The sequence below is a fragment of the Hymenobacter lapidiphilus genome, from assembly GCF_003417065.2.
Lineage (GTDB): Bacteria > Bacteroidota > Bacteroidia > Cytophagales > Hymenobacteraceae > Hymenobacter.
In genome coordinates this window covers 1-18708 of the sequence record NZ_QVLT01000052.1, presented here as the reverse complement: position 1 = coordinate 18708, position 18708 = coordinate 1, and the positions used below count along the sequence as shown (strand labels likewise).

General features: G+C 60.5%; 18 protein-coding genes and 2 pseudogenes. 14 read left to right on the top strand and 6 right to left on the bottom strand.

Annotated elements, in window-relative coordinates; translation table 11 throughout:
• Positions 1-183: pseudogene (locus D0N36_RS19375) on the top strand (IS982 family transposase); the annotation flags it as partial.
• 84 nt (positions 184-267) lie between these two features.
• Positions 268-1134: a T9SS type A sorting domain-containing protein gene (locus tag D0N36_RS18775; RefSeq protein ID WP_190242760.1), complete on the top strand. Its 867-nt coding sequence runs from the start codon at positions 268-270 to the stop codon at positions 1132-1134.
• 181 nt (positions 1135-1315) lie between these two features.
• Here the strand turns inward: D0N36_RS18775 and pyk are convergent, their stop codons facing one another.
• Both pyk and D0N36_RS18765 read right to left on the bottom strand, forming a co-directional pair.
• Positions 1316-2755: a pyruvate kinase gene (pyk, locus tag D0N36_RS18770; RefSeq protein ID WP_116943349.1), complete on the bottom strand. Its 1440-nt coding sequence runs from the start codon at positions 2753-2755 to the stop codon at positions 1316-1318.
• A 60-nt stretch (positions 2756-2815) separates the two neighbouring features.
• On the bottom strand, positions 2816-3247 hold the full coding sequence (locus tag D0N36_RS18765) for an IPExxxVDY family protein (RefSeq protein WP_116943351.1): 432 nt from the start codon (positions 3245-3247) through the stop codon (positions 2816-2818).
• A gap of 163 nt (positions 3248-3410) precedes the next feature.
• Here D0N36_RS18765 and D0N36_RS18760 point away from each other — a divergent pair, with 163 nt between their 5' ends.
• From D0N36_RS18760 to lgt, 9 genes are all read left to right on the top strand, one after another.
• Positions 3411-3647, top strand: coding sequence for an acyl carrier protein (locus tag D0N36_RS18760; RefSeq protein WP_019948606.1), 237 nt, complete (start codon positions 3411-3413; stop codon positions 3645-3647).
• Between the two features lie 151 nt (positions 3648-3798).
• Positions 3799-5052: a beta-ketoacyl-ACP synthase II gene (fabF, locus tag D0N36_RS18755; RefSeq protein WP_116943348.1), complete on the top strand. Its 1254-nt coding sequence runs from the start codon at positions 3799-3801 to the stop codon at positions 5050-5052.
• 181 nt (positions 5053-5233) lie between these two features.
• Positions 5234-5983, top strand: a complete 750-nt coding sequence (rnc, locus tag D0N36_RS18750; protein WP_116943347.1) for a ribonuclease III — start codon at positions 5234-5236, stop codon at positions 5981-5983.
• Positions 5984-6064: 81 nt separating this feature from the next.
• Positions 6065-8038: an NAD(+) synthase gene (gene nadE, locus D0N36_RS18745; protein ID WP_116943346.1), complete on the top strand. Its 1974-nt coding sequence runs from the start codon at positions 6065-6067 to the stop codon at positions 8036-8038.
• Between the two features lie 228 nt (positions 8039-8266).
• A complete protein-coding gene (locus tag D0N36_RS18740; protein WP_116943345.1) occupies positions 8267-8968 on the top strand; it encodes a DUF433 domain-containing protein in 702 nt (233 codons plus the stop codon).
• Positions 8952-9353, top strand: coding sequence for a PIN-like domain-containing protein (locus D0N36_RS18735; protein ID WP_116943344.1), 402 nt, complete (start codon positions 8952-8954; stop codon positions 9351-9353). Before D0N36_RS18740 ends, D0N36_RS18735 begins: the two co-directional genes overlap by 17 nt.
• 379 nt (positions 9354-9732) lie before the next feature.
• Positions 9733-10365: an RNA polymerase sigma factor gene (locus tag D0N36_RS18730; protein ID WP_116943343.1), complete on the top strand. Its 633-nt coding sequence runs from the start codon at positions 9733-9735 to the stop codon at positions 10363-10365.
• A complete protein-coding gene (locus D0N36_RS18725; protein ID WP_116943342.1) occupies positions 10358-10657 on the top strand; it encodes a hypothetical protein in 300 nt (99 codons plus the stop codon). Before D0N36_RS18730 ends, D0N36_RS18725 begins: the two co-directional genes overlap by 8 nt.
• A gap of 124 nt (positions 10658-10781) precedes the next feature.
• Complete coding sequence (lgt, locus tag D0N36_RS18720) at positions 10782-11771, top strand: prolipoprotein diacylglyceryl transferase (protein WP_116943341.1); 990 nt, start codon at positions 10782-10784, stop codon at positions 11769-11771.
• Positions 11772-11890: 119 nt separating this feature from the next.
• Here lgt and fbaA read toward each other — a convergent pair whose 3' ends face one another.
• Both fbaA and D0N36_RS18710 read right to left on the bottom strand, forming a co-directional pair.
• The gene (gene fbaA / locus D0N36_RS18715; protein ID WP_116943340.1) at positions 11891-12976 is read right to left on the bottom strand and encodes a class II fructose-bisphosphate aldolase; all 1086 of its coding nucleotides are present in this window, start codon (positions 12974-12976) and stop codon (positions 11891-11893) included.
• Positions 12977-13116: 140 nt separating this feature from the next.
• Positions 13117-14025, bottom strand: coding sequence for an esterase-like activity of phytase family protein (locus D0N36_RS18710; RefSeq protein ID WP_116943339.1), 909 nt, complete (start codon positions 14023-14025; stop codon positions 13117-13119).
• 207 nt (positions 14026-14232) lie between these two features.
• Here D0N36_RS18710 and D0N36_RS18705 point away from each other — a divergent pair, with 207 nt between their 5' ends.
• Positions 14233-15327 carry an aldose epimerase family protein gene (locus tag D0N36_RS18705; protein ID WP_116943338.1) on the top strand — a complete coding sequence of 365 codons (1095 nt, stop codon included), beginning with the start codon at positions 14233-14235 and terminating at the stop codon, positions 15325-15327.
• Positions 15328-15401: 74 nt separating this feature from the next.
• Here the strand turns inward: D0N36_RS18705 and yidD are convergent, their stop codons facing one another.
• Positions 15402-15623, bottom strand: a complete 222-nt coding sequence (gene yidD, locus D0N36_RS18700; RefSeq protein ID WP_092738738.1) for a membrane protein insertion efficiency factor YidD — start codon at positions 15621-15623, stop codon at positions 15402-15404.
• A gap of 111 nt (positions 15624-15734) precedes the next feature.
• Here yidD and D0N36_RS18695 point away from each other — a divergent pair, with 111 nt between their 5' ends.
• Both D0N36_RS18695 and D0N36_RS18690 read left to right on the top strand, forming a co-directional pair.
• Positions 15735-18041 (top strand): S46 family peptidase, encoded by a 2307-nt coding sequence (locus tag D0N36_RS18695; protein ID WP_116943337.1) that lies wholly within the window; start codon positions 15735-15737, stop codon positions 18039-18041.
• Between the two features lie 231 nt (positions 18042-18272).
• Positions 18273-18593, top strand: coding sequence for a hypothetical protein (locus tag D0N36_RS18690; RefSeq protein ID WP_190242759.1), 321 nt, complete (start codon positions 18273-18275; stop codon positions 18591-18593).
• On the opposite strand, the pseudogene D0N36_RS19825 reads toward D0N36_RS18690, so the two are convergent.
• A pseudogene (locus D0N36_RS19825) lies at positions 18582-18708 on the bottom strand (IS481 family transposase); the annotation flags it as partial. The gene D0N36_RS18690 and the pseudogene D0N36_RS19825 sit on opposite strands and share 12 nt — an antisense overlap.

Below are 18708 nucleotides of genomic sequence, written 5' to 3'. Positions count from 1 at the left end.
AAGCGGCCCCACCACCCGGCCCAAAACTTTCTGATTCAGTATTTTCGCAAAGGTATTGAAACCACCTTCAGCTGCCTGACAGCGCGCTTTCCCAAGCAGATTCATGCCGTAACAGCGGCCGGCTTCGTCTTAAAAATAGTGCTTTTCATCTTTGCCCACGCACTACACCAAGTCGGTTTGTAGTTCGCAACTTGGGTTTGCTACTACAACCCGCTGCTGCTGGCCGATTTCCAGCCCGGCGACGAGTTGGGATACTACGGTGAAGAATTGTCTTTTGGTGGTAGTCTGATTTGCGAGACCACCAACCTGCTCCAGCGCGTGGTGAACCGGCAGCTAACCCCCGACAGCCTGATTTACGTGGTGCGCTATCAGTCCCGCACCCAAACGTGGGGAGCACCAGGGTGCCCGGCGGCGGGTGTTACGTTCCAGCCGCCCACCACGGTCCGGCAGGCTGCATCGTTGCGCACCGGGCAGTGGCGGATGAGTCTTGGCGGGGCCGTGGGGCCCTCAAGGTATGTGCAACTGCTGGCCTACGAGTGGACGGCCCCGGCCGGGGCGGCAATGGGCATAACAATGGGCCACCCAATCGTGCCCGGCCGCCAAAGCGGCGGGACTTGCGGCCCCACGGCCACCCTCCGAGCGCAGCAATTGTTTCGTATCCGCGGCGGTATGGAAGATATTTACCTGCCCTATTTCGACTTTGACTGGGCTGGTCGAAATGAGTTGCTAAACGCCGGCCTGGGCGTGGTGCAGCTTCAGCAGGGTTATGGGCAGCAGCTACAACTGACGTACCACCGCCGGACGGGCAGCGCCGGCACAACCATCTGCGGCAGCCGCGAACCGTTCGACCTGCTGCTATCGGCCCCGGGGGGTAAAGTTGCCACAATTGGCGCGAGGCTCTACCCGAATCCGGCCACCACTACGGCTACCCTGGAACTGCCCGCTCCTACTGCCGTCGTCGCGCAACTCACGCTAATAAACACTACCGGCCAAACACTCCGAACTCAATTGCTGCCGATAGGCACAATGCGGGCCGAAATAGTGTTGGCTGGGCTGCCCGCCGGACTGTATCTGGTGCGCCTGGAGCAGTCTGGGAGCCTGCCTGTAGTACTTCGTTTACACCACATGCATTAGGGTTGAGCCATTACTTGACCGACTATTATCCTGACAAAGAGAGGACCTTATTTCACTTGAACAGCCGTAATAACGACTCGTTCAAGTGAAATAAGATCCTCTCATCTACAGATGCCAGATGAAGCATGATGGATAGTCAAGCTAACAGCTAATAGCTCTCAGCTAACAGCTCAAACCAAAACTACGCCACGCTCACCTTTACCATGTTGGTCTTTCCCTTCCCGCTAATGGGCATGGAGGCGGTATTAATGAACACGTCGCCTTTTTGCAGGTGGCCCGAGGCGGTGAGGGCAAACTTGATGTCGGAGATGGTGCTGTCGGTGCTCACCAGCCGGTCGTAGTAGAAGCCGCGCACACCCCAGATGAGGCTTAGCGCCGTGAGTAGCGGGCGGTTGTCAGTGAAGATGAAGATGTTGGCCTTCGGGCGGTACTTGGCAATCTGGAAGGCCGTGTAGCCGCGGTGCGTCATGCCGGTGATGGCTTTGGCCTTGGTGTTTTTAGCCAGGTGGCAGGCCGCCGACAGGATACTGTCGACCATGAAAGTAGGCGCCTCGGGGTCGATGGGGAACCAGTGGTTGTAGAGGCTGGGCAGCTGGGTTTCCACGCTTTTAATGGTGCCCACCATCGAGCGGATAACCTCGGCCGGGTACGCGCCCACGGCCGTTTCGGCCGACAGCATCACGGCATCGGCCCCGTCGACGACGGCATTGGCTACGTCGCTGGTTTCGGCGCGGGTGGGGCGCGGGGCTGTAATCATGCTCTCCATCATCTGGGTGGCCACAATCACGGGCACACCCAGCTTATTGCACTTGGCTACGATGGTTTTCTGGGCCATCGGCACTTCTTCCATCGATACTTCCACGCCCAAATCGCCCCGGGCTACCATTACGGCATCGGTCAGGGCAATAATTTCGTCGAGGTTGCGCAGGCCTTCGGGGGTTTCGATTTTGGCTATTACCCGGATGGATTTACCGCTCTCGGCAATCAGATTTTTGATGAAGCGAATGTCCTCGGCCCGGCGGGCAAACGAGAGGGCAATCCAGTCCACATCATTCTCGAGGCCGAATTTCAGGTCTTCGATATCCTTGGGCGTCATGCTCGGGGCCGACACATCGGAGTTGGGCAGGTTGATGCCTTTACGGGGCTTCACGAGGCCGCCGTAGATAACCTCCACGTCCACTTCCTGGTCGCGGTCGGTGGCCAGCACGCGCAGCTCAATCTTGCCATCGTCGATGAGAATCATGTCGCCCGGCTTCACGTCGCGGGCCAGGCCCAGGTAAATCGTGCTCAGGCGGGTGGCCGTGCTGATTTCCTTCTCGCCGCAGACCAACTTGATTTTGTCGCCGGCCTTGATTTCAACCTGCCCGCCTTCTACTTCGCCGAGGCGGATTTTGGGGCCCTGCAAGTCCTGGAGCAGGCCCACGTTCATGCGCAGATCCTTGTTGAGGCGGCGCACCGTGTGGATAACGGCCTGGTGGTCTTCGTGGGAGCCGTGCGAGAAATTAAGCCGGAACACATCGACGCCCTCGCGCATGAGCGTGGCCAGCATGTCGTAGGTGTTGGAGGCGGGGCCAACCGTGGCGATAATTTTAGTTTTGTTGAAATGCGGCGTGACTTCCATGAGGTTGCGGAGAAACTGAAAAGCGAAAAGAAAAGAGGCTGCGACCGATTGGCCGTAGTCTCAGAAAAGAAAGTTCTCTTTAAACTTCAGGTCGTTGGGGTCGAACTGGCTCACGAACTGCACTTCGGGCAGGGCCGTGAGCTGGGCAATGAGTTGGGGGGTAGGGGGCAGGCCCGCGCCGCCGGCATTGATTTGCAGCAGGTAATCGTACTGGCGGATGTCGGGGGCGAGGAAGGGCTTTTTGAGGGTGGAGGCGTCGGCACTGCGGTTGCGAAACAGGCGTAGCGTGTGGTGTTCGGTGGCGTGCAGGTAGTTGCTGATAACGAGGCGTCCCTTCTGCAGTAGGTCGAAAATCAGGTCGGGCTGCTTGATGAGGCGCAGGTGCAGCGTGCGATTGAGCACCCAAGCCAGCGTATGCTCGCGCGACGACGAAACGAGCCCGAACAGGTCGAAGTCGCAGTCGTAATCCACGTCGAGGGTGAAGGTTTTCATAAGCGGCGGGGCGAGGGCGAAAAGGCAAAAGTACACGACCTGCCGGGCCCACAAAACTGGCAGGCCCATAATCTTACACCCGCAAGATAAGGGCGCGGAAGTTTGACAATGTTAGCGAAGATGGTGTTATTTGTGCCGAGTTTTCTTTTAAACCCCCACGGAAATGTCTGAAATTGCAGAGAAAGTAAAAGCCATCATCATCGATAAATTGGGTGTTGAGGCGTCGGAAGTAACCCCCGAGGCTTCGTTCACCAACGATCTGGGCGCCGATTCGCTCGATACCGTCGAGTTGATCATGGAGTTCGAAAAGGAATTCAACGTATCTATTCCCGACGACCAGGCTGAGAACATCGGCACCGTGGGTCAGGCTATCAGCTACCTCGAAGAGCACGCCAAGTAGTTATTAGTGCTTCGTGGATAGTGCCTGGGTGGTTTCAGAACCAACTAAGCACTGTCCACGAAGCACTACGCACTAAACAAACCGGCCGGCCTGCCGCCGGCCGGTTTGCTTTTTTTTGTCCTTTCCATTTTCTCGCTTCTCGAACCCGCCTATGTCTCTTCGGAGAGTTGTCGTGACCGGCCTGGGTGCCCTAACCCCCGTCGGTAAAACTGCCCCCGCTTACTGGGAAGGCCTGGTGGCCGGCCGTAGCGGCGCTGCGCCCATCACGCGCTTTGACGCCAGCAAGTTCAAAACCCGCTTTGCCTGCGAAGTAAAGGACTACAATCCGGACGACTACTTCGACCGCAAGGAGGGCCGCAAAATGGACATCTTCACCCAGTTTGGCCTGATTGCGGCCAACGAGGCCATCGAAGACGCCCGGCTCAACGAAGAGGGCATCGACAAGGACCGGGTGGGTGTTATCTGGGGCTCGGGCATCGGCGGCCTCACGTCGCTGCAGGCCGAGTGCATCGCCTTCGCCAACGGCGACGGCACGCCCCGCTTCAACCCCTTCTTTATCCCGAAAATGATTGCCGACAGCTCGTCGGGCAACATTTCCATCCGCCACAAATTTCGGGGCCCCAATTTCGTGACCACTTCGGCCTGCGCGTCGTCGTCGGACTCGATTATTTCGGCCTTCAACTACATCCGCCTCAACATGGCCGACGTCATCGTGACGGGTGGCTCGGAGGCGGCCATCACCGAATCGGGCGTGGGCGGCTTCAATGCCCTCAAGGCCATGAGTGAGCGCAACGACGCGCCCGAGCAGGCCTCGCGTCCCTACGACAAGGAGCGCGACGGTTTTGTGCTGGGCGAAGGCGCGGCCTCGTTGGTGCTCGAAGAGTACGAGCACGCCAAGGCCCGCGGCGCCAAAATCTACGCCGAGCTGATTGGCGGCGGTATGTCGGCCGATGCTTACCACATCACGGCCCCCGACCCCGAGGGCAACGGCGTGGTGCTGGTGATGCAGAACGCCCTGCGTGACGCCGGCATCAAGCCCGAGGACGTGGACTACATAAATACCCACGGCACGAGCACGCCGCTGGGCGACGGTGCCGAGGTGAAAGCCATTCAGAAAGTGTTCGGTGAGCACGCCTATGGGCTCAACATCAGCTCGACCAAGAGCATGACCGGCCACCTGCTGGGGGCGGCCGGCGCTATCGAAGCCGTGGCCTGCATTATGGCCATGCAGCACGATATGGTGCCGCCCACCATCAACCACTTCACCGACGACCCCGAACTGGACCCCAAGCTCAACTTCACCTTCAACAAGGCCCAGAAGCGGGAAGTAAACATCGCCATGAGCAACACCTTCGGTTTCGGTGGCCACAACACGTCGGTCATTTTCCGCAAAATCAGCGAGTAATAATCAGAAGAAGAAACGTGTCATGCGGAGCATGTGGCGAATTGAGCCAGGGTCGGAGCGCAGTCGAAGCATCTCTACCGCAGTGCTAATCCTGATGCCATAGTTTAGTACTGCAGTAGAGATGCTTGACTTTGCTCAGCATGACGTTTTGATCAGTAAGCAGCTTCAACAAGAAAACAGAATGCCCAAGCTTGGTCAGCCTTTGCCGATATTCGGCTTTTTTCGCCGGCTGATTGGTCGCGACCGGGCCTTTCGGCAGGCTATTACCACCATTACGGGCTATGCGCCGGGCAATGTGCAGCTGTACCGGCTGGCCTTTACGCACTCGTCGGTGGTGCGCCAGCAGGGCGAGCAGGCTCGCCACCAAAGCAACGAGCGGCTGGAGTTTCTGGGCGACGCGGTGCTGGGCACGGCCGTGGCCGAGTTCCTGTTCCGCAAGTTCCCCTACGAGCAGGAGGGCTTCCTGACGGAGATGCGCAGCCGCATCGTCAACCGCGAAAGCCTCAACAGTATCGCCCTCAAAATCGGCCTCGACAAGCTTGTGCAGCTCGACGCCGCGCAGGGTCGGGCCGCTCGCTCGCGCTCGGTAAACGGCAACGCCTTAGAGGCGCTGGTGGGGGCCGTGTACCTCGACCACGGCTACAAAACGGCCCGCAAGTTTGTGCTCGCCCGCCTGCTCAAACCCTTCGTTGATGTGAAGGCCATGACCGAGACGACCACCAACTTCAAGAGCAAGCTGATTGAGTGGGCCCAGCGCAACGGTAAAAACATGCGCTACGAGCTGACCGGCGAAGCTCGCCCGGGGGGAGTGATGGAGTTTTCGGCCGTAGTGGTGGTGGACGATGAGCCCATTGCCACCGGTATGGGCCTCTCGAAGAAGCAGGCCGAGCAGCTGGCTGCCGAGCGGGCCCTGACGGTGCTGGGGGTGTAAGAACGGCAAAAAGGCGTTCAGAGTAACCCAAGCCAGGAAAAAGGAGTTGTTTTGTAGATCTCCACCCTCCGACCCGAACCCATGCGAATAGCCGGTGCCGCCCTCAACCAGATTCCCTTCGACTGGACCCATAACCTACGCACGATTCAGACGGCCGTTGAACAGGCTAAAGCAGCGGGCGTAGAGCTGCTATGCCTGCCGGAAATGTGCCTCACGGGCTACGGTTGCGAAGATTTGTTTCTGAGCGACTGGCTGCCCGAAAGTGCGCTGGCCCACCTGCAAACCATTCGGCCCTGGACTGCGGGCATCTGCGTGGTGGTGGGCCTGCCGGTGCGCTTGCAGGGACGGACCTACAACACAGCCGCCGTGCTGCGCGACGGGCAGATTCTGGGTTTCGCGGCCAAGCAGTTTCTGGCTAATGATGGAGTGCACTACGAGCCCCGGTTCTTTCATCCGTGGCCGGCCGGCGAAACTACGACGGTGCAGTGGGAAGGGGAGGAGTGGCCGTTGGGCGACCTCACGTTTGAGCACTTGGGCATGCGGTTCGGGTTTGAAATCTGCGAGGATGCGTGGCGGCCCGACGACGTGCGGCCCGCCAGCCGCCTCCAGGGCAAGGTGGATTTGATTGTGAATCCCTCGGCCTCGCACTTCGCCATGAGCAAGACCGATGTGCGCTACCAACTGGTGCTGCAGGCCTCGCGCAAGTTCAAGTGTACCTACCTCTACGCCAACCTGCTGGGCAACGAGGCCGGCCGCATGATTTATGACGGCGAAATTCTGGTGGCCCGCAACGGCCATTTGCTCCAGCGCAACCAGCTGCTGAGCTTCAAGGAAGTGGACCTGGAGTGCGTGGATGTGGATTTTGCGGCCGACCTGCCGCTGGCCGAACAGATTCCGGCCCTGCCCACGCCCGACGAGTATCTGGAGCTGAACCAGGCGCTGAGCTTGGCACTGTTCGACTACCTGCGCAAGGCCCGCAGCCGGGGCTTCGTGCTGAGTTTGAGCGGCGGGGCTGACTCCAGTATGTGCGCCGTGGCGGTGGCCGAAATGGTGCGCCTGGGCACCGCCGAGCTGGGCACGGCCGAGTTCATGCGCCGCTCCGGCTGCTTCACGGCTGCTGATATCGAGGAAATTACCGGCGAAAAGCAGGCCGAGCCCGCTGGCCAAGTGCTGATGCCGGCCAACGGTTCGCCGGCTACCGCACCAGCCGGCAACTTGCCCACGGCCAGCACCGAGGCCGTTTCGGTGAATCAGCGGGAGCTGAACCGCCAAATCACCGGCCGCCTGCTTACCTGCGCCTACCAGGGCACCGTCAACTCCTCCGACGACACCTTCAACTCGGCCCAGGAGCTGGCGGAGGACATCGGAGCCGTGTTTTATCACTGGGAAATTGACGACGAAGTAAGCGGCTACGTGGGTAAGATTGAGCACGCCCTGGGCCGGAAGCTGACCTGGCAGACCGACGACTTGGCCCTGCAGAATATCCAGGCCCGGGTGCGGGCGCCTGCCATCTGGATGCTGGCCAACATCCAAAACTGCCTGCTGATGACGACTTCCAACCGCTCGGAAGCCAGCGTGGGCTACTGCACCATGGATGGCGACACGGCCGGCTCCATCTCGCCCATCGCCGGCGTCGATAAGTTCTTCGTGAAGCAGTGGCTGCGCTGGGCCGAAACGGAGCTCAACTACCCCGGCCTGCGGCGGGTGAACGGTCTGCAGCCCACCGCCGAGCTGCGGCCGCTGGCCGACAACCAGACCGATGAGCGCGACCTGATGCCGTATCCGCTGCTCAACCGTATCGAGCGGCTGGGTTTCTACGACCGGCTGGCCCCGGCCCAGGTGCTGGCCACGCTCATCCACGAAGACCCCGGAGCCGACCCCGAGCAGCTCAAAACCTACGTCAAGCGCTTCTTCAGCCTCTGGAGCCGCAACCAGTGGAAGCGCGAACGGTACGCCCCGGCCTTCCACCTCGACGACTACAATGTGGACCCGCGCTCCTGGCTGCGCTTCCCCATCCTGAGCGGCGGCTACACCCAAGAGCTGGCCGCGCTGTAGAAGCGAGGTGGAGGTAAAAAGAACGTCATGCTGAGCGCAAGCCGCAATCGAAGCATCTCTACCGCTTCGTTGAACGGCTCAGTTTAAGCGGTAGAGATGCTTCGACTGCGGCTTGCGCCTTCGCTCAGCATGACGTTCATGGGGTATGCAATCCTGCTCTGACTGACATTCTGCAAGAGAACCTCCGGCCAAAAACCGGTACTTTCGTGGTTCAATTCCGCGTAATCCGTGTCGCCAACAACTTTCGAGCAGCTCTACCAGCAACGTGAGGCCTACCGGCTGCCGCTGTATTCGGCGCGACAGGTGGCTAAGCTCACGGGGTTGGCCGCCTCCACGGTACAGGCCTGGACCCGCACCACCGACCTGCACGGCGCGCTGGTGCAGCCCGCCAGCCCCGACGGCCTCTCCTTCCTGAATCTGGTGGAAGTGCACGTGCTGGCTGCTATTCGCCACCAGCACGGTATTTCGTTGCAGCGGGTGCGCCACGCGGTGCAGTTTGTGCGCGAGGAGCTGCAGGCCGAGCACCCGCTGGCCCAGCACCAGCTCGAAACCGACGGCGTGGATTTATTTGTTCGCACGCTGGAAGATGATAACCTGCTCATCAATGCCTCGCGGCGGGGGCAGATAACCATTCGCGAACTGGTGGAGGCCTACTTGCGCCGCATCGAGCGGGCCGCCGACGGCTTTCCGCTGCGGCTGTTTCCGGCGTATGCCAGCGTCCCCGGCTTCGTGCCCGACGGTGCGCCGGCCCACATTGTCGTCGACCCGCGGGTGGCCTTTGGGCGGCCGGTGCTCACGGCTACCTACGTTCCCGTCGATGTGGTGGTGGACCAATACCGGGCCGGCGATGCGGTGCTCGACATTGCCCGTAATTTCGACCTCCCGGCTGCGGCCGTGGAAGAAGCCCTCCGGTATGAGCTCGGCGCCTGAACCCGTTTTCTTCCTCGACCGCACCCTCGACACGGCCCTGGTGCGCGCCGCTTTGCAGGGCCAGCCCGATCAGGTGCTGCGCCACGCCGAGCTGTTCGACCCCGCCACGCCCGATGCCGAGTGGCTGCCCGCCGTAACGGCCCGGGGCGGCTTCGTGCTCACCCAGGAACGCCGGCTGCACTACAACCCCCTCGAACTACAGGCCCTGCACGCCAGTGGGGCTGGCACGTTCATTTTCGTGGCCAAAGGCCTCACCGGGGCGGGGCTGGCCGAGTGCGTCGTACGCGCTTTGCCCGGGCTGCGCCGCTTCGTCCGGCGCTACCCGCGGCCTTTTGTGGCCAAGGTGTACGTTGATGGCAGCGTCCAGCTGGTACGGGAAACCTGACCCGACCCCGAGTAGCTCAAAACTTACGTCGAACGCTTCCTCAGCCTCTGGCGCCGCAACCAGTGAAAGCCTGAGCGGTACGCCACCGCCTTCCACCTCGACGCCTACCACGTGAACCCGCGCTCCTGGCGGCACTTTCCCATTCTGAGGAGTAGCTACACCGGGGAGCCGGGCTATTTGGTAAGTAGCGGTCCTTGTCAATAAAGAAAATCCACTCAGCGGTTTTAACAATATTGGTCTGTCTGTCAGGTTTCTGGATTTTAAATCAGGGGCCGCCGCAAGTTTCCTGCGATGAGCGGACCTAAGCTTATGTAACCCGGATACCAGCGGCAATGACCGGCCCCGGTCGCGTGTTGTTTCTCCCTTCTGCTTTTCCCGAGTGTATACTCTTCCGCTGCCTGCGCTCCAACAGTCGTCCCCCGTTGCGCGGGCCGCTACTGCTTCTGCCGATGCCGAGCTGGTAGCGCAGCTGCAACGAGGCAGCGAGGTGGCATTTCGCACTTTGGTAGAACGGTATCAGGACCGTATTTACCGCACCGTGCTGGCATTGCTTCAGTCGCCGGAAGAAGCGGAGGACGTGGCGCAGGAAGTCTTTGTGGAAGTTTATCAAACGATTGGCCGGTTTCGGGGCGAAGCGTCGCTGACTACCTGGCTTTATCGGCTGGCTACCTCGCGGGCCCTGAAAAACCAGCGGCAGGCCCGCGCGAAAAAACGCTTCGTCTATTTGACAAGCCTGCTGGGCTTCGATAACCGAATACTATACGAGCCGCCCGATAATGAGCACCCGCAGGCCCAGCTGGAAGGTCAGCAGCAGGTGGAGATTCTGCGGGCGCACATTGCCCGCTTGCCCGGCCAACAGCAGATAGCATTTACGCTGCGCCACGAGCAGGAACTGAGCTACGAAGAAATAGCCGCCGTGCTCAATACCACCGTGCCAGCGGTAGAATCGTTGTTGTTCCGCGCCCGAAAAACGCTGCGCCATCATTTTCAACCTTCCCTACGCCATGTCTGATTCAGCCACCCGGCGCAATGCCGATGAAGAATGGGAAAACCTGCTGCACCAGTTGCATAACCAACCCGGAGCACAGCCCCGACCCTATTTTTACAGCCGGGTACAGGCCCGGCTCATTCGGGCAACGGCGGCAGCGCACGCGCCGGTGCGCACCTGGTTGCACTGGCCTGCTTATGCGGTTATGCTGGGCTTATTGCTGCTGCTGAGCGGCGACGATGCCGCCCTGCATTCAGTGAGCAGTGCCAACCAAGCCAGCAGTGACTGGCTTGAGCTGCCTTTTGGTGGCAAGTGACAGCAGCTGGCAGAGCGCCGAATTGATCGGCAATTACCCAGAAGAGTAGGTTTGCGGAGCCGTAAGCCCATTGTCTAACTACCTTTGACTTCTTCCCATCTCCTTCCCGTAACCATCTTAACCTATGCTGAGTGCCATTCTCTGGAATCCTGACCCCATTATTGCGCACATCGGGCCGCTGACGCTGCGCTGGTACGGGCTGCTGTTCATGTCGGGCTTCGTGGTGGGCACGTTCATTCTGAGCCACATCTACCGCTCCGAAAAAGTGTCGCCGCGCTGGGTGGATGTGATTACGATTTACGTGCTGATTGGCACGGTGCTGGGCGCCCGGCTGGGTCACGTGTTCTTTTACGACTGGCCCCAGTACAAGAATAATATCCTGAGCATCTTTAAGATATGGGAAGGAGGGCTGGCCTCGCACGGCGCGACCATCGGCATCATCTTCGCCGTCTGGCTGTTCAGCCGCAAAAATAAGTTCGATGTGCTCTGGACGCTCGACCGGATTGTGCTGGTAGTGGCCGTGGGCGGCGCGCTCATCCGCATCGGTAACCTGATGAACTCCGAAATCGTGGGCCACCCCACCACCGCGCCCTGGGCTTTCGTGTTCCCCCGCGACTACGAGCACCTGCAGAAGCCGGCTGCCGACCAGCCCGTCCCGGCCGATTCCTACGTGGTAGAGCGCTTCCGCCAGCCCAACGACGACGTGAAGGTAACCGCCCGGTTAGCCGGGCCCACCGTGGCGGCCGGTTCGCTGGTGGCCGTGCCGCGCCACCCCACCCAGATTTACGAGTCGCTGTTCTGTGTGTTCCTGTTCGTGCTGCTGTACGGCATGTGGAACCGCACCAAGGAGCGCACGCCCCGCGGGCAGTTGTTCGGCCTGTTTGTGGTGCTGCTGTTCTCGTTCCGCTTTTTCATCGAGTTCTTCAAGGAAGATCAGGTGGCCTTCGAGCAGGGCATGCAGTTTAACATGGGCCAGCTACTGAGCATCCCGCTCGTCTTCATGGGCCTGTATTTCCTCTGGCGCGCCGGCAAAAACCCCGAAAACCCTTACGGCTACGCCCCACGTGATTTGGCCGAGTATGAAGCAGCCGAAGCTGCTGCGGCTAAGAAGTAGCTGTACTTCAAGCGGGATAAACTGCAGATGAATTCAACGCAAAAAGGCCCCGCACTCAACTGAGTACGGGGCCTTCTCGTTTTCCAGCTAACAGCTAACAGCTAACAGCTAACAGCTAACTAATTGCGGTTGGCGGCGTTGAGGTCGTCGAAGGCCGACTTGAGGCGGGTAACGAAGCTTTCCTCACCCTTGCGCAGCCATACGCGCGGGTCGTAGTACTTCTTGTTGGGCGAATCGTCGCCGTTGGGGTTGCCAATCTGGCCCTGCAGGAAGGCCTCGTTTTTCTGGTAGTACTGGCGGATGCCGTCCCAGAAAGCCCACTGCATGTCGGTGTCGATGTTCATCTTGATAGCGCCGTAGCTGATAGCCTCGCGGATTTCTTCCTGCGAGGAGCCCGAGCCGCCGTGGAACACGAAGTTGATGGGCAGCTTGGCATCGAGCTTGAATTTCTCGCGCACGTACTCCTGCGAGTTGTGCAGGATTTTCGGTTCCAGCTTCACGTTGCCGGGCTTGTACACGCCGTGCACGTTGCCGAACGCGGCCGCAATGGTAAAGCGGGTGCTGATTTTGCTGAGCTCCTCGTAGGCGTAAGCTACCTCCGAAGGCTGGGTGTAGAGCTTGCTCGAATCAACGTCGGAGTTGTCCACGCCGTCTTCTTCGCCGCCGGTTACGCCCAGCTCAATCTCAAGCGTCATCCCGATTTTGGCCATGCGCTCCAGGTATTTCTTGCAGGTCTCCACGTTCTCCTCAATGGGCTCCTCCGACAGGTCGAGCATGTGGGAGGAGTACAGCGGCTGGCCGTGCTGAGCGTAATGCTTCTCGCCGGCTTCGAGCAGGCCGTCAATCCAGGGCAGCAGCTTTTTGGCAGCGTGGTCGGTGTGCAGTACCACGGGTACGCCGTAGGCCTCGGCCATCAGATGAATGTGCTGAGCTCCCGAAATAGCGCCGGCAATGCTGGCCTGCTGCTTATCGTTGGGGAGACCTTTGCCGGCATAGAACTGCGCGCCCCCGTTCGAGAACTGGATGATAACGGGCGAATTCAGGTCGCGGGCGGTTTCGAGCACGGCATTCACCGTGTCGGTACCGGTTACGTTCACGGCGGGCAGGGCGTAGCCGTTGGCCTTGGCGTGTTCGAAAAGCTGCTGTACTTCGTCGCCGTACAGTACGCCGGCCCGCAGGCCAGAAGGAGTGGTTTGGTCAGCCATCTGCTGGTATATGAGGTAATGACGCGGCTGAAAAAACCACGTCGGATGGGGGGATATCTAGGCCAAATTTACTGAAAAGAATACGCCTTGGTCAATAAAGCGGCCCAGCTGGCCCTTGGCTACCCCGTTCTGGCCCGGCGCTACTGGAACTGGTAGGTGTAGAGGCCGCCCTGCTCGGTGCTGAGGTAGAGCATATGGTCGGTGGTAAATACCGCGCCTTCGGTCTGGCCCACGCCCTTGAGCGAAACCTGCGTAGGTTTGGCCTTCAGAATAGCCGCCAGGTTGTCGCCTTCAAACACGAACATCTCTTCACGGGCCAGCAGTACCAGCCGGCGGCCGTCGGGGCTCAGGGCGGCATCGGTTACCTCACCCGGAATGGCCAGCTTGGTGAGCAGCTTGGCCGTGTAGTTGCCAGGCTGGGCGGGCACGGTGTATACCTTGCTGGTGGTGCCGAGGCCACGGTCTTTGGTGAACAGGTATAGCTGGCCATCGTGCCAGAGCGTAGCCTCGCAGTCGAAATTGCGGTCCTTTTTCTTGGGCGGAAACTCGGTCTGGTCGGGGTACTTGAGGCGGATTTCCTGGACGATTTTGGGGTTGAGCGGGTTGATACGCAGAATGGCCAGGTCTTGGCGGTCGTTGTTGTTGTTGCCTACATTGCCGATGTACACGTTGCCCGCGTTGTCGCGGGTTACGCTTTCCCAATCGCCGCTTTTTACTGGCACCTCAATGCGGGCCAGCACGTTGCCCTGGGCGTCGATTTTAAATAATACCGGCGGATTTCCCTCGTCGCCGTGGGTGTAGAAAGTGCCGTTTTCACCCGTAAGGGCCAGGCCCGAGCTTTCGGGTACTTCCGCTATTTCGCCCACCTGCGTGAGGTTGGCAATAGCGGCGGCCTTATCCTTGTTCTTTTTGCCCTTCTTCCCTTTCTGTTCCGATTGGTTGGTGGTTCCAGAATTCATTGCTGAATCCTCGGATTGGTTGGTTTGGGCTTCGGAGCAGCTGCTGAGCAGGGTTGCGGCCAGCGCGGGTACAAAAAGAAAAGCACGCATACAGAACATGTAAGGAAGGAAAAGAGAATATAAACTGCCCGCAGGCAATGGCGAACCACCCTATACGCGTCTGCCGCCGCAAGGGTATCGCCTGGGGCGGGTGTTGGGGTGCACAACGCCCGGCTGCCTGCTGCGTTGTAGCGCTACCGGTCGGCGCGGCCGGTCTTGTTCTGTGTATGCCGGTCAGAGCCGGCTGTTTTTTTGCTGATGGCTTCTTCTTCGACTCCTGCCAACCAACCCGCCGCCCCAACATCCAGGCAATTCGGGAATACTGCCGATGGGACGGCCGTGCTGCTCTTCATGCTGCAGAACGCCTGCGGTATGCGGGCCACCATCAGCAACTACGGCGGCATTATCACACGCCTGCTGGTGCCCGATAAGGCCGGCCAGCTAGGCGACGTAGTGCTGGGGTTCGATAATCTGAGCGACTACCTGCGCCAGCCGCCCAACGAGTCGCCCTACTTCGGAGCCCTGATTGGCCGTTACGGCAACCGCATTGCCAAAGGCCGTTTCGCGCTCGATGGGAAGGAGTACGCGCTGGCCACCAACGACGTCCCCCACCACCTGCACGGCGGTCAGCGCGGCTTCGATAAAGTAGTGTGGCAGGCCACGGCCGGCACCTCGGCCGCCGGCCAGACCCTCACGCTACATTACACCAGCCCGGATGGCGAGGAGGGCTACCCCGGCAACCTGGCCGTAACCGTGGTGTACACCCTCACCAACGACAACGCGCTACGCCTCGACTACACCGCCACCACCGACCAGGCCACGCCGGTCAACCTCACCAACCATAGCTACTTCAACCTGAGCGCCGGCCAGACCCCGGATGTGCTGGCCCACGAGCTGATGCTAGATGCCGACAAGTACACGGTAGTCAACGACCAGCTGATTCCGACCGGAGAGCTACGCCCAGTGGCGGGTACGCCTATGGATTTCCGGCAGTCCCACGCCATTGGGGCGCGGATTGCCCAGGTGCCCGGCCCGCCGCCCGGCGGCTACGACCACAATTGGGTGCTCAATGGCCAGGGAATGCGCCCGGTGGCCCGCGTGTACGAGCCGGTTTCGGGTCGCACGCTGGAAGTACGCACCGACCAGCCGGGCGTACAGTTCTACTCCGGTAACTTCCTGAATGGTAACCTAACGGGCAAAAACGGCCAGGTGTACGGCCAGTACGCCGGCTTCTGCCTCGAAACCCAGCACTTCCCCGACTCACCCAACCACCCCAGCTTCCCCAGCACCATCCTGCGCCCCGGCGAAACGCTGCGCACTAGCACCGTATACCAGTTTGGAGCTGTTAGCTGAGAGCTATTAGCTGTCAGCTTTTTCTCGTTGAACGGAAGCTAACAGCTAACAGCTCTCAGCTAACAGCTTTAAAACTACGGTACCGGGTCCTCGCCGAAACTGCCCCAGGGGTGGCAGCGGCCGATGCGGCGCAGGGCCAGCCGGCCGCCGCGCCAGGGGCCGTGCTTTTCGATGGCCTCCACGGCATAGGCCGAGCAAGTGGGCACGAACCGGCAGCTGGGCGGCTTGAGCGGCGAAATAAGGTGGCGGTACACCCACAGCAGGCCCAGCAGCAGCTGGCGAAACAGGTACGTCATGCTTTTTCAAAGGTACGGCCGGACTGCATTTCCCGCGCTGCGCTGCGGGAAATGCTACAAGCACAATTCCGTAACTTCGCCCAAACGTATTTCCCACCCACAACAAACTATATGCGCACCAATCACTGGGCCAAAGCCCTGCTGCTGACGCTGCTGCTACCCTTCACGGCCCGCGCCGATGAGGGCATGTGGCTCCCCATGTTCATCAAGCGCCTCAACCAGGCCGACATGCAGAAGAAGGGCCTCAAGCTGACGGCCGAAGAAATCTACGACGTCAACAACGCTTCACTGAAAGATGCCGTGGTGCAGCTCGGTGGCTTCTGCACCGGCGAGTTCATAAGCTCGCAGGGTCTGCTGCTCACCAACCACCACTGCGGCTACGACGCCATCCAGAGCAACAGCACGCCCCAGGACAACATCCTGCAAAACGGCTTCTACGCCGCTACCAAGCAGGATGAGAAGAAGAATCCCGGCTTGTTCGTGGATATTCTGGTGCGCATGGAAGACGTGACGGCCAAGATGCTGGAAGGCATTACCGCCGCCACGCCCGAAGCCGAGCGCATGGCCACCATTCAGCAGCGCCAGCGCGAAACCGCCGAGGCCGCCAAGGAAAACGGCCAGTACGTAGCCTACGTGCGCGACATGTTCGGTGGCAACGAGTACTACCTGTTCATTTACCAGCGCTTCGGCGACGTGCGCCTGGTTGGCGCGCCGCCCGAAGCCGTGGGTAAGTTCGGGGGCGACACCGACAACTGGATGTGGCCCCGCCACACCGGCGACTTCTCGATGTTCCGGGTGTACGCCGACAAAAACAACAAGCCCACCGCCGGCACCCAGGCCGATAACGTGCCTTACGTGCCCAAGAAGCACCTGCCCGTCGCCATGCAGGGTGTGCAGGAAGGCGACTTCGCGATGGTTTTCGGCTTTCCCGGCCGGACGCAGCGCTTTCTGCCCGCCGCCGGCCTGCAGCTCACGCTCGACGAAAGCAACCCGGCCCGCATCAAGCTCCGCGACACGCGCCTTAAAATCTGGAAGGCCGACATGGATAAGAACCCCGACCTGCGCCTGCAGTACGCCAGCAAGTACGCCAATATTGCCAACTATTGGAAGTACTTTATTGGTCAGAACGAGGGCATGAACCGCTTGAAGACGGTGGATACCAAGAAGGCTGAGGAAGTGGCCCTGGCTCAGTGGATTGCCCAGGACCCCGCCCGCCAGCAGCAGTACGGCGAGGCCCTGAGCACGATTGAGCAGGCCTACAAAACTGTGCGCCAGTACAACCTGAGCAGCCAGTACCTAAACGAAGGCGCTTTTGGCACCGAAATCGTGACGCTGGCCGCCCGCATGATGCCGCTGGCCGGCGCCCTGAAAAGCGGCGACAAAGGTGCCATCAGCAAGGCCACCGAGGCCCTGCGCGAGCCGGTGAAGGACTACTTCAAGGACTACAGCGCGCCCACCGACCAAAAGGTGTTTGCGGCCCTGATGAACCTGTACATGCAGGACGTGCCCCAGGACCAGCAGCCCGACGTGTTTGCCATGGTGAAAAAGCAGTACGGCGGCTCGATGAGCAAGTACGCTGCCTACGTGTTCAGCAACTCCTTCCTGACCTCGGAAGCCAAGGTAAACGCCTTCTTGGCCAACCCAACGCTGGCCAAGCTCGAAGCTGACCCGGCCTACAAAACCTACCAGTCGGTGTACTCGAACTACGTGCAGAACATTGCTCCCAAACTGCAGGCCTCGCAGGCCGGTTTGGGCCGGGCCAACCGCCTGTACGTAGCCGCCCTGCGCGAAAAGAACAGCCAGAAGGTGTACTCGCCCGACGCTAACTCGACCATCCGCCTGAGCTACGGCACCGTGCGCCCCTACAACGGCCGCGACGCCGTGCATTACGACTACAAAACCACGGCCCAGGGCATCTTGGAGAAGGAGGACCCCACCAACCCCGAGTTCGTGGTGCCCGCCAAGGAGCTGGCGCTGCTAAAGGCCAAGGACTACGGCCGCTACGCCGATAAGGACGGCCAGCTGCCGGTAGGCTTCATCACCGACAACGACATTACCGGCGGCAACTCCGGCTCGCCCGTCATCAACGGCCGCGGCGAGCTGATTGGCCTGGCTTTCGATGGCAACTGGGAAGCCATGACCGGCGACCTGGCCTACGACCCCGAACTCAAACGCTGCATCAACGTGGACATCCGCTACGTGCTCTGGTGCATCGACAAGCTGGGCGGTGCCAAGCATCTCGTAGATGAAATGACGCTGCAAAACAACGGCTCCAACCCCGGCGTGGGCGCGGCCTCGGCCAGCAGCGGCACCATGAATGCCGACATGAACGACGTAGAAAAGATGAAGGTAAAAACCGAAAACGGCGGCAAAACCAAAGTCAAGCGCAAAAAGAGCAAGGACGCCGCCGCCTTGTAAGGCTAAGCGCCGCGTTAGATAACTGCGTTGTCTGCCCGCTGTAGGGGCGGGGCTTGTCCCCGCCCGCCGTTAAACGATTATCGTTGAAACGGTGTGAACGGCGGGCGGGGACAAGCCCCGCCCCTACGGAAGTTCTGTAAGCCCCCATTGCCACCCGGCAGCGGGGGCTTTTTGCGTCGTTTTGCTAATGGAAGTCGTATGTTGAGGCCCTCCCACCACGCCCGTCCCGCTATGCCAACAAGCCCGCAATACGTTATCGGCCTCGATTTTGGCACCAGCTCGGTGCGCGCTTTACTGGTTGACGTGGCCACTGGCCGCGAGGTGGCCGACGCCGTGCGGCCCTTCCCGCGCTGGGAGGCCGGCGAGTTCTGCGACCCCGACCTGAACCAGTTCCGCCAGCACCCGCTCGACCACCTCGAAGGCCTCACCCAGGTCGTGCGCGAAGTAGTGGCCTGCGTTGATGACCCCGCGCAAATCGTGGCCCTGGCCGTGGACGCCACGGCTTCGACGCCCGGCCCGGTGAACGAGCAGGGCCGGGCCCTAGGTGTATAGTCCCAGCGTGAGGTGGGTCGGGTCCTGGGTAAAGTTAACGGGGTTTTTCTGCCACTCGGCACAGACAAATTCATGTGGCGTGAGGCCGCGCAAGGTCTTAAGCCGTTTGGCGTGG

Coding starts and splice junctions, on each gene's coding strand:
- pyk (WP_116943349.1), bottom strand. CDS start 2,755: ATGGAAGTCACGCCGCATTTCAACAAAACTAAAATTATCGCCACGGTT.
- D0N36_RS18765 (WP_116943351.1), bottom strand. CDS start 3,247: ATGAAAACCTTCACCCTCGACGTGGATTACGACTGCGACTTCGACCTG.
- D0N36_RS18760 (WP_019948606.1), top strand. CDS start 3,411: ATGTCTGAAATTGCAGAGAAAGTAAAAGCCATCATCATCGATAAATTG.
- fabF (WP_116943348.1), top strand. CDS start 3,799: ATGTCTCTTCGGAGAGTTGTCGTGACCGGCCTGGGTGCCCTAACCCCC.
- rnc (WP_116943347.1), top strand. CDS start 5,234: ATGCCCAAGCTTGGTCAGCCTTTGCCGATATTCGGCTTTTTTCGCCGG.
- nadE (WP_116943346.1), top strand. CDS start 6,065: ATGCGAATAGCCGGTGCCGCCCTCAACCAGATTCCCTTCGACTGGACC.
- D0N36_RS18735 (WP_116943344.1), top strand. CDS start 8,952: ATGAGCTCGGCGCCTGAACCCGTTTTCTTCCTCGACCGCACCCTCGAC.
- D0N36_RS18725 (WP_116943342.1), top strand. CDS start 10,358: ATGTCTGATTCAGCCACCCGGCGCAATGCCGATGAAGAATGGGAAAAC.
- lgt (WP_116943341.1), top strand. CDS start 10,782: ATGCTGAGTGCCATTCTCTGGAATCCTGACCCCATTATTGCGCACATC.
- fbaA (WP_116943340.1), bottom strand. CDS start 12,976: ATGGCTGACCAAACCACTCCTTCTGGCCTGCGGGCCGGCGTACTGTAC.
- D0N36_RS18710 (WP_116943339.1), bottom strand. CDS start 14,025: ATGCGTGCTTTTCTTTTTGTACCCGCGCTGGCCGCAACCCTGCTCAGC.
- D0N36_RS18705 (WP_116943338.1), top strand. CDS start 14,233: ATGGCTTCTTCTTCGACTCCTGCCAACCAACCCGCCGCCCCAACATCC.
- yidD (WP_092738738.1), bottom strand. CDS start 15,623: ATGACGTACCTGTTTCGCCAGCTGCTGCTGGGCCTGCTGTGGGTGTAC.
- D0N36_RS18695 (WP_116943337.1), top strand. CDS start 15,735: ATGCGCACCAATCACTGGGCCAAAGCCCTGCTGCTGACGCTGCTGCTA.
- D0N36_RS18690 (WP_190242759.1), top strand. CDS start 18,273: ATGCCAACAAGCCCGCAATACGTTATCGGCCTCGATTTTGGCACCAGC.